The sequence below is a fragment of the Mesorhizobium sp. M1163 genome (assembly GCF_040318415.1).
GTDB lineage: Bacteria > Pseudomonadota > Alphaproteobacteria > Rhizobiales > Rhizobiaceae > Mesorhizobium.
Genome location: NZ_JAMYMF010000048.1, coordinates 1 through 16,005 on the forward strand (window position 1 = coordinate 1; position 16,005 = coordinate 16,005).

Annotated in this window: 14 protein-coding genes and 2 pseudogenes; 15 read left to right on the plus strand and 1 reads right to left on the minus strand. The window is 60.6% G+C overall.

Annotated elements, in window-relative coordinates:
- Window positions 1–304: 304 nt before the first annotated feature.
- The 9 genes and pseudogenes from NKH43_RS31415 to NKH43_RS31450 all read left to right on the plus strand — a co-directional run bounded on the left by NKH43_RS31415 (window position 305) and on the right by NKH43_RS31450 (window position 10,825).
- Window positions 305–3,430 (plus strand): PAS domain-containing protein, encoded by a 3,126-nt coding sequence (locus NKH43_RS31415; RefSeq protein WP_352589051.1) that lies wholly within the window; start codon window positions 305–307, stop codon window positions 3,428–3,430.
- Window positions 3,431–3,834: 404 nt separating this feature from the next.
- Window positions 3,835–5,607: pseudogene (locus NKH43_RS31420) on the plus strand (MASE1 domain-containing protein); the annotation flags it as partial.
- 30 nt (window positions 5,608–5,637) lie between these two features.
- Window positions 5,638–6,297, plus strand: a pseudogene (locus tag NKH43_RS35390) (sensor histidine kinase); the annotation flags it as partial.
- Window positions 6,294–6,935: a response regulator transcription factor gene (locus tag NKH43_RS31425; protein ID WP_023716982.1), complete on the plus strand. Its 642-nt coding sequence runs from the start codon at window positions 6,294–6,296 to the stop codon at window positions 6,933–6,935. The pseudogene NKH43_RS35390 and the gene NKH43_RS31425, both read left to right, overlap by 4 nt.
- A gap of 2 nt (window positions 6,936–6,937) precedes the next feature.
- The gene (locus tag NKH43_RS31430; RefSeq protein ID WP_352483835.1) at window positions 6,938–7,327 is read left to right on the plus strand and encodes a response regulator; all 390 of its coding nucleotides are present in this window, start codon (window positions 6,938–6,940) and stop codon (window positions 7,325–7,327) included.
- On the plus strand, window positions 7,317–8,000 hold the full coding sequence (locus NKH43_RS31435; protein ID WP_352483882.1) for a response regulator transcription factor: 684 nt from the start codon (window positions 7,317–7,319) through the stop codon (window positions 7,998–8,000). Before NKH43_RS31430 ends, NKH43_RS31435 begins: the two co-directional genes overlap by 11 nt.
- 569 nt (window positions 8,001–8,569) lie before the next feature.
- Window positions 8,570–9,550, plus strand: a complete 981-nt coding sequence (locus NKH43_RS31440) for an alpha/beta fold hydrolase (RefSeq protein WP_502896349.1) — start codon at window positions 8,570–8,572, stop codon at window positions 9,548–9,550.
- Window positions 9,551–9,599: 49 nt separating this feature from the next.
- Complete coding sequence (locus NKH43_RS31445; RefSeq protein ID WP_352483837.1) at window positions 9,600–9,962, plus strand: hypothetical protein; 363 nt, start codon at window positions 9,600–9,602, stop codon at window positions 9,960–9,962.
- 113 nt (window positions 9,963–10,075) lie between these two features.
- A complete protein-coding gene (locus tag NKH43_RS31450) occupies window positions 10,076–10,825 on the plus strand; it encodes a glucose 1-dehydrogenase (RefSeq protein WP_352589056.1) in 750 nt (249 codons plus the stop codon).
- A gap of 258 nt (window positions 10,826–11,083) precedes the next feature.
- Here NKH43_RS31450 and NKH43_RS31455 read toward each other — a convergent pair whose 3' ends face one another.
- The gene (locus tag NKH43_RS31455) at window positions 11,084–11,311 is read right to left on the minus strand and encodes a DUF680 domain-containing protein (protein WP_352483839.1); all 228 of its coding nucleotides are present in this window, start codon (window positions 11,309–11,311) and stop codon (window positions 11,084–11,086) included.
- Between the two features lie 470 nt (window positions 11,312–11,781).
- Here NKH43_RS31455 and NKH43_RS31460 point away from each other — a divergent pair, with 470 nt between their 5' ends.
- From NKH43_RS31460 to NKH43_RS31485, 6 genes are all read left to right on the plus strand, one after another.
- Window positions 11,782–12,573, plus strand: coding sequence for an alpha/beta fold hydrolase (locus NKH43_RS31460; RefSeq protein WP_023716991.1), 792 nt, complete (start codon window positions 11,782–11,784; stop codon window positions 12,571–12,573).
- 66 nt (window positions 12,574–12,639) lie between these two features.
- Window positions 12,640–13,398, plus strand: coding sequence for an SDR family oxidoreductase (locus NKH43_RS31465; RefSeq protein WP_352483840.1), 759 nt, complete (start codon window positions 12,640–12,642; stop codon window positions 13,396–13,398).
- A gap of 45 nt (window positions 13,399–13,443) precedes the next feature.
- Entirely contained in the window at window positions 13,444–13,845 is a 402-nt protein-coding gene (locus NKH43_RS31470) for a cupin domain-containing protein (RefSeq protein WP_352483841.1), read from the plus strand.
- Window positions 13,846–13,896: 51 nt separating this feature from the next.
- Window positions 13,897–14,544, plus strand: a complete 648-nt coding sequence (locus NKH43_RS31475) for an HD domain-containing protein (protein WP_352589059.1) — start codon at window positions 13,897–13,899, stop codon at window positions 14,542–14,544.
- A gap of 270 nt (window positions 14,545–14,814) precedes the next feature.
- Window positions 14,815–15,336, plus strand: a complete 522-nt coding sequence (locus NKH43_RS31480; protein WP_352483843.1) for a carboxymuconolactone decarboxylase family protein — start codon at window positions 14,815–14,817, stop codon at window positions 15,334–15,336.
- 138 nt (window positions 15,337–15,474) lie between these two features.
- Window positions 15,475–15,912 carry a CBS domain-containing protein gene (locus NKH43_RS31485; RefSeq protein WP_352483844.1) on the plus strand — a complete coding sequence of 146 codons (438 nt, stop codon included), beginning with the start codon at window positions 15,475–15,477 and terminating at the stop codon, window positions 15,910–15,912.
- Window positions 15,913–16,005 lie beyond the last annotated feature (93 nt).

Sequence of the window (16,005 nt, forward strand, 5' to 3'; positions counted from 1 at the left end):
CGCTAAACACGGGGGCTGCGCGGCGGACACGCCGACGTCACAGCTACTGCCACGCCATTTTTGCAGAACTTGACGCACACAACTTCCGCGTCGCTTCTTGCCCGAGGCGATCGTTAGGCGCGCCGTAGCGGCCGGGACGCCGCAGCGGCGATATCTCCGCGCAATGCATGGATTTCCATGAGATGCAGCCGGGGCATCGCGGGACTAGATTTAGGCGGTGAGTTCGCCTGTCCAGATATTGAAAACAAGTGCTATATAAAGCGCTGACCGTCCCCAGGCTTTCTTTGTCCGACAGGAGAAGCCAATGACAGCAGCGTCCGACTCACTTGGCGAAATCGACCCCGAAGCAACGCTCGCGCTGCAAATCATCGAGAGTATGCCCGGCCACGCGTGGGCAGCCGATGCCGCCGGACGATTCACCTTTGTGAGCCCAAACACCGTGGCGTTCCTCGGCAACACGCATGAGGATCTCAACACCTCCGAAGACGACGATGAGTTCGGCTGGCGTCGAGCCGTCCATCCCGACGATTATGATCGTGTCGCCGCCAGATGGCGGCATTGCCTCGAAACCGGCGATCACTATGACACCGAGCATCGTCTGCGGCGCGCCGATGGCGTCTATCGCTGGTTTCGAAGCTCAGGACGACCTTTTCGCGATAGTCAGGGCCGCATCATTCAATGGTACGGCACGACAATAGACATTGAGGACCAGAAGCGGGCGGAGTCAGCATTGCGCGACCGCGAGCGGGAGCTCTCGCAGCTCGTGGACATGGTACCGAGTCACATCTGGCGGCTCGATCCGGACGGCGAGCCGATTTTCTTCAATAAGCGCATGGTCGATTTTCTCGGCCTGGACGTAACGGATATGGACAGACCGGGCATGAGCCGGCTGGCGGCGATGATACAGGCCGGCGTCCATCCGGACGATGCAGCAGCATTCGGCGATGCACTCCGTGGTTGCTTCGCTACCGGTGCGAGCTTCGCCATGCGCTATCGCCTGCGCCGTGCCGATGGCGTCTATCGCTGGATGTCGAGCCGGGCGGAGCCGATGCGCGATGACGCCGGCCGCATCGTCCAGTGGTACGGCCTCTGTCACGACATAGACGATCAGATGCACGCCGAAGAGGCGTTGCGGCGAAGCGAGCGACAATTGCAGCACATGATCGACGCCGTGCCGGTCCGCATCTGGAGCGTGATGCCGACCGGCGGGCCGGTCTACTTCAACAAGCGATACCAGGACCATTTCCGCTCCGTTATCGCGAACTTTGATGCTCTCGGCGAGCCGGGCATCGAAACGCTGCTGCACGAGGTTATTCATTCCGAAGATGCTCCCGAGGTGCAGCGCACGTTATCGAATTGTTTCGAAACTGGCGGCGGCTCCGCGATGCGGTTTCGCTGGCGCGAAAAAGACGGCACCTATCGCTGGGCTGAGTGCAGGGTGGAGCCGCGGCGCGATGACAACGGAACGGTCGTGCAATGGTACGGGGTTTCTCTCGACATCGACGATGAGGTGCGCGCGCAGGCGGCGTTGCGCAAAAGTGAGCGGCGCCTTCAGCAGCTTATCGACACCGTGCCCGCTTTGATCTGGAGTACGACACGGGAGGGAAGGCCATCCTACGTCAACAAGCGGTTCACCGACGTAACCGGGGCCACGCTCGGTGACATCACCGCCCCGGACGGCTCGCCGTCCCTGAGCGTGATCCATCCAGACGATATCGACACCGCACGGCAGGCGATCCGCCATTCATTCGCAACGGGCGTGCCTTACGTTCAGAGATATCGCCAACGGAGGGCCGACGGCGGCTATCGCTGGACCGAGACTCGCGCCGAGCCGCTGCGCGACGAAGATGGCAGCATCCTCCAGTGGTACGGCGTGAGCGTCGACATCCATGATCTGGTGACCACGCAGGCCGCATTGCACGACCGCGAACGAGAGCTCTCGCAGCTCGTCAACATGGTTCCGAGCTACCTCTGGCGGCTGTCTTCGAACGGCGAGCCGACCTTTTTCAACAGGCGCCTGATAGATTTTCTCGGCCTGGACATAGCGGACGCGGAAAAGCCGGACACGAGCCGGCTGGCGGCCTTCATTGCCAACGTCGTCCATCCCGACGATGCCGCCAGCCTGAGGGAAGCACTCAACAGCTGCTTCGCCACCGGCGAGCGCTTCTTCATGAAGTATCGCCTGCGGCGTGCCGACGGCGTTTATCGCTGGATGGAGGGCCGCGCGGAGCCGCTGCGGGACCAAGGTGGACGCATCGTCCAATGGTACGGCCTTACGCACGACATCGACGACCAGCTGCGCGTCGAAGAGGCGCTGCGCGAGAGAGAACGTGCGCTCTGGCAGCTCGTTGAAACGCTGCCGGCAATGATCGATTGCGCCGCTCCGGATGGCGAACCGATATATCGCAGCCAGCAGCTCCGCGAATTCCTCGGATACAATCTTGAGGAATTGGACGAAGCGGGAAAGTCCCGGCTGGCTGGCACACTCGACGCCGGTGTTCATCCCGACGACCTGACAGGTGTCAAAGAGAGATATGCCCATTGTTTGTCCACCGGCGAGCCGTATGCGCGACGGCACCGTCTGCGGCGCTTCGATGGTGAATATCGCTGGGTCGAGACGCGCGCCGCGCCGATGCGCAACGCTGAAGGTGCCATCGTGCAGTGGAACGTTATCTGCCTCGACATCGAAAATGAGGTGCGAACACAAGAGGAGCTTCGACTGGCACAAGAGAGACTTGCGCGTGCGAGCCAGGCGGCGAGCCTTGCCGAACTCTCCGCATCCATCGCTCATGAGGTGAACCAGCCGTTGGCCGCCATCGTCGCCAACTCCAACGCATGCCACCGTTGGCTGTCCGCCGTGCCCCCGAACGTCGAGCGCGCGAAAATCACGGCCGAGCGCATCATCCGCGATGCCAACTCGGCGGCGGATGTCGTCAGCCGCATCCGTGCCTTGTTCAGACCTTCGCTTGAAATGAGAACCAGCACGCCGATCCCCAGCGTTATTGCCGAAGCGCGTGACCTCATGGCCGAGGAAGCCATACGGCGTCGCGTTCGCATGGACATCGATGTCGAAAGCAATCTTCCGCTCGTCGCCTTCGATCGCGTCCAGATCCAGCAGGTCCTGGTCAACCTCATTCGCAACGGCATGGAGGCGATGGACTCCACCACGGACAGGGTTCTCGGGCTGCGTGTGCGCCGGATAGAGGACACGATCCAGACCGAGGTCAGCGACCGCGGCCCGGGTATCGAACGTCCTAACAAGATATTCGAGCCGTTCTTTACGACGAAAGGGAATGGGATGGGCATGGGGCTGGCGATCTCCCGTTCGATCGTCGAGTCTCACGGCGGACGCCTATGGGCGGAGAACAGTGTGCCGCATGGAGCGACATTCATCTTCACTCTCCCGGTTGAAGCGAAAGCTGTGCAATGATGCCGGACGACGACAATCGTCCTCATCTTGGACGATGCTGAACGTATCCGGCGGCGCTCAGCAAACGCTTGGTTTATTCTCCTTTCGGTGAAGGGCGTCGCTGCCCCCGCGCAATGCATGGATTTCCATGAGGTGCGGTTGGGGCGTGGCGGGATTAGGGTGACGGTGTGAGTCCGTCAGCCCAGATCCAGCTACCAAGAGCAAGTGCTATACGAAGCGCCGACAATCTCCAGAGTTTGTTTGTCCGTCAGGGGCACCCGATGACGACAGCGCCCAACTCACTTGGCGAGACCGATTCCAACGCAACGGGCGCGTTAAAGCATGACTTCGACCGATCCGGACCGGGATTGCAAGGAAGTGGCCGATCTTTGGCGACGAGTGAACCAGGCCTGATTCGCGGCAACATGATCAGCGATCTTGAAAGAGGCAGGTTATCGCGCGTCTGGTCGCACCGTCCCCAATTCTTGCATCTGGGGCTTTTTATTACGGTCTATGTCCTGGGCTGCGGCTTCGCCCAGTCGCTCGCAATCATACCTGGAACAGGGATTTCCATTTGGCCTCCGAGCGGACTGTTCATCGCTACGCTTGTCTTCGCCTCCAGGTATAGCTGGCCGTGGTGGGTGCTGGGGGCCTGTCTGGCCGAACTGTTCAGCAACTTCTTGTGGTTCCACACTCCGCTGCCCGCGGCCTTCCTGATCTTTGCCGGCAACGCTCTTGAAGCGGTGGCCGGCGCATGGCTCGTGAACCAGACCTGCAAGCGCCCAGTTCGGCTGGAAACCTTGCGCGACGTTCTCGCATTCGTCGTACTAGCCGCTGGAATTGCGCCAGTCGCAAGCGCGACGGTGGGAAGTGCGGCGCTTGCGTGGTTTGGCATACAATCGCAAACCTTTGCGACGGCTTGGCCGCTGTGGTGGATCGGAGACGCGACGGGAGTCCTGATCGTAGCGCCACTGGCGCTGGTCGTGTTCCAGAACTGGCGCGGCAAGGCGCAGCTCTCAGCAGCGCGGTGGATGGAAGCTTGCGTCCTGGGGCTGATCTTTCTTGGTATCGCCGCCCTTTCCTTGAGCGGCTATCTGCCCTTCGCCTACATCATCATGCCGCCTCTTCTTTGGGCCGCAGTGCGCTTTGAGTTCAGAGGCGCCGCCGTAGCATTGACCGTTCTCGCTCTGATCACGGCGGTATTCACGATATCCGGCGCCAGCCAATTTGCCGGCGATCCCGAGTCCCAGAAGCACAACCAGATCATGCTGCAGCTTTTTCTGGCCATCTCGGCATTTTCGGCGCTCGTCGTGGCCGCCATATCCCGGCAGCATCAGGCGGCGGTGCTCACTTTGCGTGAAAGCCTTGAGGCATTGGGCGACCGGGAGCGGGAGCTCTCGCAGCTTGTCGACATGGTTCCGAGCCACGTTTGGCGCCTGAGGCCCGATGGCGATCCGACCTTTTTCAACAAGCGCATGGTCGACTTTCTCGGCCTGGACGTAACGGATTTGGACAAACCGGGCATCAGCCGGCTGGCGGCGATGATAAAGGCCGGCGTCCATCCGGACGACGCAGCAGCATTCGGCGATACGCTCAGTCACTGCCTCGCCACCGGCGAGCGCTTCTCCATGAGGTATCGCTTGCGCCGCGCCGATGGCGTCTATCATTGGATGTCGAGCCGGGCGGAGCCGATGCGCGATCACACTGGCCGCATCGTCCAGTGGTACGGCCTCTGTCACGACATAGACGATCAAATGCAAGCTGAAGAGGCCCTGCGGCGGAGCGAATTGCAGCTTCAGCAGATGATCGACGCTGTGCCGGTCCGCATCTGGAGCGCGGTGCCGACCGGCGGGCCGGTCTACTTCAACAAGCGGTACCAGGACCATTTCCGCTCCGTGATCGCTGATTTCGAAGCACTCGGAGAGCCGCGCATCGAGGAATTGCTGCAAGAACTGGTTCATCCCGAAGATGCTCCCGAGGTGCTGAGCACGTTGCTGAATTGTTTCGAAACAGGCGGCGGTTCCGCGATGCGGTTTCGCTGGCGCGAAACAGATGGCTATCGCTGGGCGGAGTGCAGGGTGGAGCCGCGGCGTGATGAGGACGGGGCGGTTGTGCAATGGTACGGGGTTTCCCTCGACATCGACGAAGAGGTGCGCGCCCAGGAAGCGCTGCGACAAGCGTCCGACAAACTCGCGCAAGCGGCTCAGGCTGCAAGTCTCGCCGAGCTTTCGGCTTCGATCGCCCACGAGGTGAATCAGCCGCTGGCTGCGATCGTCGCCAACTCCCATGCATGCCACCGTTGGCTGTCCGCAGCACCGCCGAACGTCGAACGCGCGAAGATTACGGCCGAGCGCATTATCCGGGACGCCAACTCGGCGGCGGACGTCGTCGGCCGCATTCGCGCGCTGTTCAAGCAATCCACCGAGACGAGAACCAATGCGACGCTCAGCAGTGTCATCGCAGAGGCACGCGACCTCGTGACCGAGGAAGCGATGCGGCGGGGCGTTCGCATCAGCGTTGATATCGGAAGCGACATTCCGCTAGTCGCGTTCGATCGCGTCCAAATCCAGCAGGTTCTGGTCAATCTCATCCGCAACGGCATGGAGGCGATGGACTCTGGTGCGGACGACGGAGTTATCAAAATCCGCGTGCGCCATATCGGGGATGTTGTCCAGACCGAAGTCAGCGATCACGGCCGGGGCGTCGAGTTTCCCGACCGGATATTCGAACCGTTCTTTACCACGAAAGAGCAAGGGATGGGCATGGGACTGGCGATCTGCCGTTCGATCATCGAGTCGCACAGCGGGCGTTTATGGGTCGAGAAGAACGAACCACGTGGAGCGACGTTTATCTTCACGTTGCCGATTGAAGCGAAAGCGGCGTCATGACGACGGACGGCCAAATTGTCTTCATCGTAGATGACGATGAACGCATCCGGGAGGCGCTCAGTGAGCTGCTGGCTGCGCACGGCATGCGTGCCGTAGCGTTCGGATCGGCGGGCGATTATATCCGCGCTGACAAGCCGGACGTCCCTGCCTGCCTCATCCTCGATATCGAGTTGCCGGATATCAACGGCCTCGATCTGCAGCGGCAGATTGCCGAGGGCGATCATCCGCCGATCGTTTTCCTGACAGGACATGGCGATATCCCGTCCTCCGTGCGTGCGATCAAGCACGGCGCCGTGGATTTCCTGACTAAGCCCTTCAGCGATGCAGACCTCATGGCCGCAATCCATGCAGCGATTGCCCAGGATCGGGCACAGCGATCGGAGCGCGCCGAGCTGGGCGTGTTGAAGCAACGTTATCTCGAACTGACGCCGCGCGAACGTGAGGTGCTGCCGCTGGTGGTCAGCGGCCTGCTCAACAAGCAGGCGGCCGCTGAGCTGGGGATCAGCGAAGTTACGCTGGAAATTCATAGAAGGAACGTCATGCAGAAGATGGTCGCGGCGTCGCTCGCCGACCTCGTGCGCATCGCCGAGCGATTGGGAATACCGATCACGCACTCGCGCCGGGCAGGGGGGAGCTGAGGGTGAGCAAGCGGAGGCCTGTCGTGGCGATCGTCGACGATGACCCAAGACTGCTCGAGTCGCTGGAGGACCTCTTGGAGTCCGCCGGCTATGTGGCCCGCAGCTTCTCGTCGGCGAGGTCGTTGCTGGTCAGCGGCCTGTCTGGATTGGACATGCTTATCACCGACATCGGGATGCCCGGCATGGACGGCTTTGAACTTCGCGACTTGGTCAAGAAGGCGCGTCCGGATCTGCCCGTGTTCCTGATCACCGGCCGCCACGAGATAGTGGATCAGCACCGCGCCAAGGGCATTGGCAGGCTTTTCCGCAAGCCGTTCGATGGCCAGGCACTGCTTGCGGCGATCGGCGACGCCTTACGCAACCCAGAAACGGAGGCTAAACATGAGAGTTGACCAATTGCCCTTACGGAGATCGACGCCGTCATCACAGCAGCGGAGGGCTGAAGCCGAGCAGCCGCTGGTCATTATTGTCGATGATGATGCCTCTGTTCGGGAGGCGCTGTCTGAATTGATCCTGTCGGCGGGTTTTCTGCCGGTGTGCTTTACCTCGACCCGTGAATTGCTTGACGCCGACGTGTTGGAGAGCCCCGGCTGTTTGATCCTCGACGTGCGCATGCCAGGGACGAGCGGTCTCGATCTGCAGCACCATCTTGCGAAAAACGGCAACCCCAAACCAATCATCTTCCTGACCGGGCATGGCGACATCCCGATGACTGTCCAGGCGATGAAGGCCGGCGCCGTGGACTTTCTGACGAAACCGGTGCGGGATCAGACGCTGCTTGACGCCGTGATCGCGGGCATTGCGGTGGACGCCAAACGGCGGGCGGATGCCGTGATCGTCAAGCGCAACATCGAGCGCGTCGAGACGCTGACGCCGCGCGAGCGCGAGGTCCTGCGTGAAGTGGCGCGCGGGCGCCTCAACAAGCAGGTCGCCTTCGACCTCGGCATCAGTGAAGTGACCGTCAAGCTTCACCGCGGCAATGTCATGCGCAAGATGGAAGCCGCTTCCATCGGTGAACTGATCCGGGCGTGGGAAACGCTGCCCGCGCCGATGCGCGAGGTCTAGAATTGGCACAAGCCGATCCATGCCCCATCCAATAGGATTGCCCAGCGCGCCCGGCCATTTCAGGCTGTGGGAAATTTGCTTCTTCAGCGCGCGAAGGCCTTCCTGCCCGTCGGCACGCTCCTGCTGCTGCGGGTGGTCCTGATGTACATCGGTGGTCCTATTGGGTGTTTTGCGGCCAGGCCCGCGCCAACATCGCTACCTCTGAGCGGCGCTCTTTTGCGGCGCCGGTCTGACCGACAAACTCGCAACATTTCATGCACAGCAACTGACGCCGGCCATGCCGCGTCGGTCCCGCGCCGCTACCCAAGCCTAAATTGACGTATGTCTATAAGAGCTTGCCTCGGCCCGTCCCCAATCCTCGGCGTGCCTGCCCTGCACCTTGGCATCGTATGACAGATGCTTCCGTAGAATAGGTTCGCGGCCCGGATCGGTGCATCCTGTTCCTCGCAAGCCATCACGACCGTCGCGTTTCTACCGCTCCTCGCTCGTTCCTCCCCGACCGCGACCGCACGGGCCGATTCGACGGTCGTGATGGTGAGCAGGATGTTCAAAGCACATGGATGGACATGATGAACAACGACGGACTTTTCTCCGTCGGCGGATCTCGCCGCGATGTCTTGTTGGCCGGCCTGATCGCCACCGTTGCCGCCGGACTGCCCCGCGCTGCTTCGGCCGCGAGCCGAAAACAAAACCTTCCCTCTTCCCCCTCAACCAAAGGAACCAAGACGATGAGCACCATCACGACCAAGGACGGCACCGAAATCTACTACAAGGACTGGGGTAAGGGTCCTGTCGTCACATTTTCGCACGGATGGCCGCTGAATTCCGACGCCTGGGACAGCCAGATGCTCTTTCTTGCCCATAACGGCTTCCGCGTGGTTGCGCATGACCGGCGCGGCCATGGGCGATCGAGCCAGGCCACGTCCGGCAACGACATGAATGGCTATGCGGACGATCTTGCAGCCGTGATCGAGGCGCTGGATCTCCGGGACGCCACGCTGGTCGGACATTCCACCGGAGGAGGCGAGGTTGCTCGCTATATCGGACGGCACGGGACGAAGCGGGTGGCCAAGGCTGTTCTTATCGCCGCTGTTCCGCCGATCATGGTGAAGACGCCGGCCAATCCGGAAGGCCTGCCGATCGAGGTATTCGACGGCATAAGGGCTGGCCTCGTCAAGGATCGTTCGCAGTACTACCGGGACCTCGCACCGTTGTTTTACGGCGCGAACAGGCCAGGCGCCAAGGTTTCCCAGGGGATTCTGGATCAGTTCTGGCTCTGGAGCATGCAGGCGGGTCTCGTGAACGCGTACGAAAGCGTCAAGGCGTTCTCCGAGACCGACTTCACCGAGGATCTCAAGAAGTTCGATGTGCCAACCTTGGTCCTGCATGGCAAGGACGACCAGATCGTCCCCGTCAAGGACTCGGCAGTCAAGTCGGCCCGACTGATCAAAGGCGCAAAGGATATCTATTACCCCGGCGCACCCCACGGGATTACGGCCACGCACCAGGATCAGGTCAATGCTGACCTGCTCGCCTTCATCAAAGGATAGCAAGCCTCAGTCACGACCGCATGTTTTCCGCAATTCCTTGGAGCCGCCGATGACCACCTTTGGCAATATTTCGCGCGCCCTGAACCGCATTTCGGGTGGCGCGCCAGGTCAAACCTTGTGCGCTCGCATAGCCGAGCGGTGGCCTGAATGCTGGTTCTGCCGGCTCATGTCCCGGATTGTGGAACCGAACCACTGCGCCATCGAGCTGGAGCGCTGGCAAAGGCGCGAAACATGTGCTGCGACACGGCTGCCATTCGGGCAACCGCGCCTGTGCAGCGCGGAGGCGATCGCCGGTGTTCGACACTACGTCGCGCTGTCGGGGGTCGCCGCCGCGCGCTTGTTCTGCCTTGAAGGCCACTGCGCTCTCCAAGACGTCAAACTGGCTAAGCGCCGCGAGTTTATCAATCGGTAGCCGTTTGCGATTGCCGCTCATTTTGGCGGTCTCAATTCGGCGTGAAATTTTCTTGGCCAGCGGTTGCGACTATCGCAGCAGCACCGGCACAATTTTTCGAAGGCAGGAACGACATGGGCGCACTCTCAGGCAAGATCGCGGTGGTCACCGGCGGAAACAGCGGGATCGGACTATCGGCTGCAAAAATCTTTGCCGCCGAGGGCGCGCAAGTCGTCATTACCGGCCGCCGGCGGCAGGCGGTCGAGGAAGCGGTCGCGCAGATCGGGGCAGGCGCGCTGGGCATTCAGGGAAATGTGGCCGACGTGGCGCACCATGATGAGGTGGCGCAGCAGATCCTCCAGAGGTTCGGGGCGCTCGACATCTATATGGCGAACGCCGGCGTAAACACCATCACCCACTCGGCCGACGTCTCCGAGGCAGAATATGATGCGCAATTTGCCGTCAACACGCGAGGCGTCTTCTTCGGCGTCCAGAAGCTGATTCCGATCATGCGGAACGGCGGCGCAATCATCCTCACAGGCTCGCTGGCCAGCGAGAAGGTTCTGGACGGTCATGCTGTTTACGCGGGCTCCAAGGCGGCCATAAATGCCTTTGCGCGCGCTTGGGCGATCGAACTGAAGTCTCGCGGTATCCGGGTCAACGTGCTTAGCCCAGGTCCGGTGGATACGGCTATTCTCGATAAGCTAGGCATACCGTTTGAGCAGCGCGGGCTGTTTGAAAAGGCGATGGCTGAGGCAATACCCTTGGGCCGGATGGGGCAGCCGGAAGAGCTGGCAAAAGCCGCCCTGTTCCTTGCCTCGGACGCGAGCAGTTTCGTCACGGGCATCAATCTGCGGGTCGACGGCGGGATGGCAGTGCTCTGAGCCACGACTGCGAAGTCGTCGCGCCAATAGACGGCCGAATAATGCCTGAGCAATCGGTCTTCCTCACGACGATTTTCCGGGAAGCTGCCGCACGAATCCCTCCAAATAGGTCGGAGGCGAGACGTTTCGCCGACGTGGTGCAAATTGTAAGCGGCAAGTCGCATTGCAGGGATCGACGCGCAAGAGAGAAGTCGGCTCGCCGATAGGGCTGAAGGACCGAGGTCTCGCCCCGGTCCTTCAATTTTCTGTAGGTCGGGATCAGTGACCCCAGATGCCCTGGCCATATTCATCGTTGGGAACAGTCGGCTTGCGTACGGTTTTCGGCACCCCGGTATCGCTGTTCATTTTTCTGATCGAGGATGTATACATGTTGTCAGACGCAGTCGCAGGCTGCTGGGCTCCGTTTGATCCATAGTGGTCGCTTCCGGCAATGGCGCTTCCTGCTGTAATAACAAGCGCGACGGCAGCAAGGACTGTCATTTTCATTTCAGTAACTCCATTAATAGCTTGGATGGTATTCACCCATACAAATATAAATGTCGTGACCCAGCGACACGATCAGACGGTCCGGCGGTTTGACCCATACCAAGGCATTGGGCGATGCGGGCCGAAGGCCAGGAACTATGTCGTTGACGAGAGGAGGCTTTGCCGCCGTGTTCGATCCGGCCGGCTCACCAGCGCTCAACGGATCGACCGCGCCAGGTTCTCGCCACGGCGGCAGCGGCGTCTTGCAAACACTCTCCGGCCGCGCGCGCCCTCAGTGTCTGCTCAGACGGCTGCCGACAGTGCACACTCGGCATAGATACCTCAATCATGCTGCAAGGCACCTGATCTCCCTGGTGACCTACCCTGCACCTTGGCATTGTATGACAGACCCTTCCGCACAATAGGTTGGCGGGCCGCATCGGCGCATTCTCCTGAGCATTGGTCACCACAGGCCACACGGGAGAAAGCAAATGCGAAACATAACTCGAGTCCTGGCGCTCACTGCGGCGCTTGCCGCGTCGGGCGGCGGGATGGCGCAGGCCGCGAATTCTCAGCCCAAGCCGACGATCGTACTGGTGCACGGCGCCTTCGCGGAATCGTCGAGTTGGGACGCAGTCATCACGAAACTCAGCAAAGACGGTTATGTAGCGATAGCCGCAGCCAATCCGCTCCGCAGCGTTGCCAGCGATGCGAAAGCAGTCTCAGCCATCGTCCGGTCGGTTTCCGGGCCGGTCGTGCTGGTGGGGCATTCCTACGGCGGGCCTGTCATCACCGAGGCCGCCAATGGCAATCCCAATGTGAAGGCCTTGGTCTACGTGGCGGGATTCGCGCCGGATACCGGCGAATCGAGCCTTACATTGTCCAGCATGTTTCCCGGCAGCACCTTGGGTAGCGCGCTTGCTCCAGTCGCGTTGCCGGACGGCGGACAAGACCTCTTCATCCAGCCGGCCAAGTTCCGCGCCCAGTTCGCCGCCGACGTTCCGGAAGAGCAGACCTTGCTGATGGCTGCCACTCAACGCCCTGTTGCGCAGGCAGCTCTGGCTGAAGCCTCGGGCGTCGCCTCATGGAAGACGCTGCCGTCCTACATGATCTACGGCTCAGATGACCGGAACATCCCGGCAGCCGTCATGAGTTTCATGGCCAAGCGTGCGCACGCGGTAAAGACCGTCGTCATCGAGGGCGCGTCCCACGCGCTCATGGTCTCGCATCCCGACGAGGTCACGTCACTCATCGAGGATGCTGCTGCATCGGTCAGTCAGTAGCAGGCCGGAAACGCCCAGCATCCGATCGAGCAACGAAAATAGACACGCAACACCAGGAGACTAGACATGAAGATCGTCGTCATAGGCGGAACCGGGCTGATCGGTTCAAAGACCGTGGAGAGACTGCGAAACAAAGGACACGACGTGCTTGCGGCGTCGCCGAATTCGGGCGTCAACACCGTTACGGGAGAGGGTCTGGCCGCCGCGCTTTCCGGTGCGCAGGTCGTCGTCGACCTCGCGAACTCGCCGTCGTTCGAGGAAAAGGCTGCCCTGGAGTTCTTCGAGGCATCCGGGCGTAATCTTTTTGCCGCCGAAACGGCTGCCGGTGTCCGTCATCACGTGGCGCTGTCGGTCGTCGGTACCGACCGGCTGCAGGGCATGGGCTATTTCCGCGGCAAGTTGCTTCAGGAAAAGCTGATCAGGGAGTCCGGAATTCCCTACACGATCGTTCACGCCACGCAGTTCTTCGAATTCACCGCCGCCATCGCAAACACGGGCGCTGTCGGAGATACCATTCATATGTCACCGGCCTACTTCCAACCCATGGCGGCTGATAATGTTGCCGATGCGATGGCGGACGTCGCGCTTGCCGCGCCGTTGAACGGCATGATCGAAATTGCCGGCCCGGAGCGCGTTCGCATGAGCGAACTTGTCGAGCGCTTCCTGAAGGCCACCAACGACCCTCGCAAAGTCGTCCCGGATCCCGGCGCGCTCTACTACGGCCAGGTGGCAATCGACGATCGAACGCTGGTGCCCGGCGAGAACGCGCGCATCGGCGCCGTGCGTTTCGATGATTGGCTCAGCCGATACACACCACCGAAATAAGTAATCATCGGATAGTCCACCATTCGCACAACAAGGAGACCAGACATGATCAAAACACTTCTCTGCGCCGCGCTCACCGCCGCTTCCGTCACCGCAGCAATGGCCAATGACGCCGCCAGTGTGAAGCTTGTCTACGACCAGGCCCTTCCAAACGTGCCCGGCAAGAGCATGAAAGCCGTGCTCGTCGAGTACGCGCCGGGGGGTACGTCGCCGGCCCATACCCATCCCAAATCCGCGTTCATCTATGCCACGGTCCTGGAGGGAGCGATCCGAAGCCAGGTCAACGATGGGCCGGTGAAGACTTATAGCGCCGGCGAGAGTTTCTCGGAATTCCCGGGCGACCGTCATGCCGTCAGCGAAAACGCCAGCAAGACGGAAGGCGCTCGTCTGCTTGCTATTTTCGTCGTCGACACCAGCGAGACGGAACTGACGACGAACGCGAAATGAAATCGTGGCCCTCCGGACCATCGGGGCATATGCGAAGGGACGGTCAGTGACATGAATTCGATCGCCAGCCGCACACTTGCGGGGATTTCGGTCCCCGATACACCGCTTGTCGGCCGAGCGATCGAACATGCTCGCGAGCGATGTGAACCTTACTTGTTCAACCACGTGGTCCGATCCTGGCTTTTCGCGGCCCGGATCGGACAGATTCAGAATATCCAGCACGACGCGGAGGTTGTTGCCGTTGCAACTCTGTTGCATGACGTCACGCTCAATGAGGACTTCGCCGGGCCGCGCCGTTTCGAAGTGGAAGGCGCCGATCTCGCCCGCACCTTCGTTCGGGAAGGCGGCTTCGACGAGCGGCGCGCCCAATTGATCTGGGACAGCATCGCCCTCAACTCGACGCCGTCGATCGGCCTCTACAAGGAGGCTGAGGTGGCGCTTTGCACAGCCGGCATCTGCCTCGATGTCGTCGGCTTGCAATACAGCCTCGTTTCGTCAGCCGAGATTGCAAAGATCATCGGTGAGTTTCCACGCCTCCAAATGAAGCGACGGATGGCCCGATGCTTTTGCCATATCGCCGAGGTCAGGCCGGAAACCACCTACGACAACTTTGCCCGGGACTTCGGCGAGCGCTTTGTTTCCGGCTACAAGGCGACTTCGGCAGTTGATCTTGTGATGAACGCTCCCTTCGAAGAGTGAGCGCAGTTTCGATCCAGGTTCTATCGACACCGGTCGGTTCAGCCTCGCCCTTCAAGTGACCCAAACGCCGCGCACCTGTCGCATGCCTGCGGCAAAGCGAATTGCCGAGGGCAGCGTTCAGGGTGCCAATTTCCACCGCTTCCTATACTTCGGTTTAGGCGCCCCAAACCGATCGAATGGCAATACATATCATCGGCACGATAGCAACAGTTTGGCTCACCGGTCATCCTTACGCTGCAATGGATTGCAAACACCTCAAGGAGATAAGTAATGAATATTGCAGCGTCACCGGTCGCTCCGAAAGGAAAAGCCGTCGCCCAACGCGCGAGTTATGCGGAGCAGTCGCCGGAACTTCTGAAGAAATTTATTGAATTTCTTGGTGCGACGCGAGAGGGGTCGATCGAAGAACCGATCCGCGACCTTGTTGCCGTCCGAGCCGCGCAACTGAACGGGTGCACCTTCTGCCTTGATATGCACGTCAAACAGGCGAAGATTCATGGCGAGCGCGAACTGCGCCTTTACCACCTGGCAGCCTGGCGGGATTCGACCCTGTTCGTTCCTCGCGAGCGTGCAGCCTTGGCATGGACGGAAGTCTTGACCAAGCTGCCCGAGCAGGGTGTCCCGGACGAGGTCTACGATCGGGTCAGGTCGCAGCTTTCCGAGAAGGAAATCTCCGATCTGACCTTCGTCGTCATGGCGGTCAATTCTTGGAACCGTCTGAACATCGGCTTCAAACCGGTCCCGGGCTCGGGGGATGCGAAGTTTGGCCTGAGCAAAGCAGCGCTAAGCTAATCTTTGGAATGGGTCAGAATGGCGCTTGTTTTCGCGCCATTCTGACCGGCCAGGCAAAGGCGCCGACCTCGGCGACCAAACCCTGGAACCGATCCCAGCCTCCCGGCCGCGGCCGCGAGGCGCTCTCAGGAGGGCGTCATGCGCATTGACAGTCTGCATCCAGTAATATCGGCCCGTCTCATGGTGATCGACGTCGACGCTCCACTCCGCAGTGCAGCACTCTCACTTTCCAGGCCCGCAATAGGCCTGGTCGTGGTGTGCCACGGCAGTGGGGAGGCGGCAGGCGTGCTGAGCAAGTCCGACCTTGTCCGCCATCTAGCGAATTCAGGGCCAACAGAAGCGCCGATTGCGGCATTGATGAGCCGGTCCATCGTGTCTTGTGGTCCCGATGATGATCTTCATTCAGTCTGGCAGACCATGGCCGCGCAAGGCCTGCAGAATGTGCCGGTGCTCGGGGCTGACTCGAAACCGCTAGGCGTCCTCGATATCCGTGATGCGATGAAGGCGCTCTTCAAACAAGAGGAACTGCAGGAACGGCTGCTTGCCAACTACATCAGCGGGATCGGCTATCAATAGATCATGGTCTCGCGTTTGGATATACAGAAGTATGTATCGGAGTCTTCTTAGACATAATGGATAATAAATACCATAAATTATAGTGTATTGAAG